2 protein-coding genes are annotated in these 1,291 nt (G+C 40.2%); one reads left to right on the top strand and one right to left on the bottom strand.

The window, feature by feature from the left end; genetic code table 11:
- Positions 1-196: 196 nt before the first annotated feature.
- A complete protein-coding gene (locus tag Q0605_RS07960; protein WP_298705902.1) occupies positions 197-790 on the bottom strand; it encodes a hypothetical protein in 594 nt (197 codons plus the stop codon).
- Positions 791-995: 205 nt separating this feature from the next.
- Here Q0605_RS07960 and Q0605_RS07955 point away from each other — a divergent pair, with 205 nt between their 5' ends.
- A complete protein-coding gene (locus tag Q0605_RS07955; RefSeq protein ID WP_298705899.1) occupies positions 996-1,124 on the top strand; it encodes a hypothetical protein in 129 nt (42 codons plus the stop codon).
- The last annotated feature ends 167 nt before the right edge of the window (positions 1,125-1,291 follow it).

Below are 1,291 nucleotides of genomic sequence, written 5' to 3'. Positions count from 1 at the left end.
TAAAAACCACGGGCAATGCCGCCAAAAATAGATCGATGCCGGTGCTGATCATCCCCTCTTTTCTTGCCTGAGATACAATGAATTGCATATATAAACCCTTTTTAAAAATTTGACCCGAAGTATATATAAACAAGCATAAAATATAAATTAAACCGACAAGATCGGAATTCTATCGCGACAAGATATTTGCGAAATTCTAAACTTTTACGCTTATCTTTTCTATCTTGCTCCAGGCTAGCAGATGCACGATGCTAGTTATTGTGAGGGTCATGGGGAATATCAAATGGTATAGTGCATTTAATGGAAAAAGGATGACGCAGAGCCACACATACGTCTCAAAGATTCCCACGCCGCTTACGCGTGCTAGAGCAAAATTTATGCAAAACCACGCTACGATCATGTAGATTGCGCCCGCAAACGCTATCAAAATGCACAATATCATTGCCAAATGCTTGTGTGAGATCGATAAAGGAATCGATAAAAAAATGCTTGTTATGGCAATGACACAGATGCAGACAATTACGCAGTTGCGGTAAAGCGCTGCCGCTTTTATGCCGCTAAGCATTGAAATTTTGCGGAGCGCTCTTAGCCTGAAAAATACCGAAACACACAAAAGAGCAAAAATAATTCCGCCAATGATATAGGTAGCCGTCTTGTTGCCGCTAAGTCCTAGCATATCGTCCTTAGCAATATCTAGCGCAACTAAAGTCGCAGGCACTGTCGATAAAAACAGATCGATTCCGGTGCTGATCATTCCCTCTTTTCTTGCCTGAGATACGAGATCTTGCATAATAAGCCTTTTTAAAATTTATCTCGAAGTATACATAAATCGATGTAAAGCAGGAATTAAACAGCTAAATTTAAAATTTTAAAATTTAGTCGGGGCAAGCTTGCAGACTGCGGAATTTCAGGAATTCTACCAGAGCGAGAATAAAATTTCGCCGCGGGATTTAAAACGGAATTTTGATTATGGATTTGCGGGGTAGAATTCCACTGTGAAATTTCAAAATCTCAAGCGCGACATACCTTCATCGCACGTTTTGCAAACCGGCAAGCCGCTGATGGAATTCCGCTATGAGATTTCTGCTCGGAATTCCGCGGTAAAATTCCGCTATGGAATTTAGATTGGAATTCCAAAGCAAAAACCTCGATATAAAATTTTAATCGGAATTTCAAGACGGCATTTCAGGATAAAATTATGCGATTTAAATTCCACTCAAGATAAAATCTAGCGATTTAAAATTCTGCGCCGATTGACGAGTTGCTTTGTCGCGCTGATCACGTGCAGCTC

This window comes from uncultured Campylobacter sp. (assembly GCF_938017705.1).
Classification (GTDB): Bacteria; Campylobacterota; Campylobacteria; order Campylobacterales; family Campylobacteraceae; genus Campylobacter_B.
The sequence above is the reverse complement of the archived record's forward strand: the minus strand, read 5'-3'. Positions and strand labels throughout refer to the sequence as shown.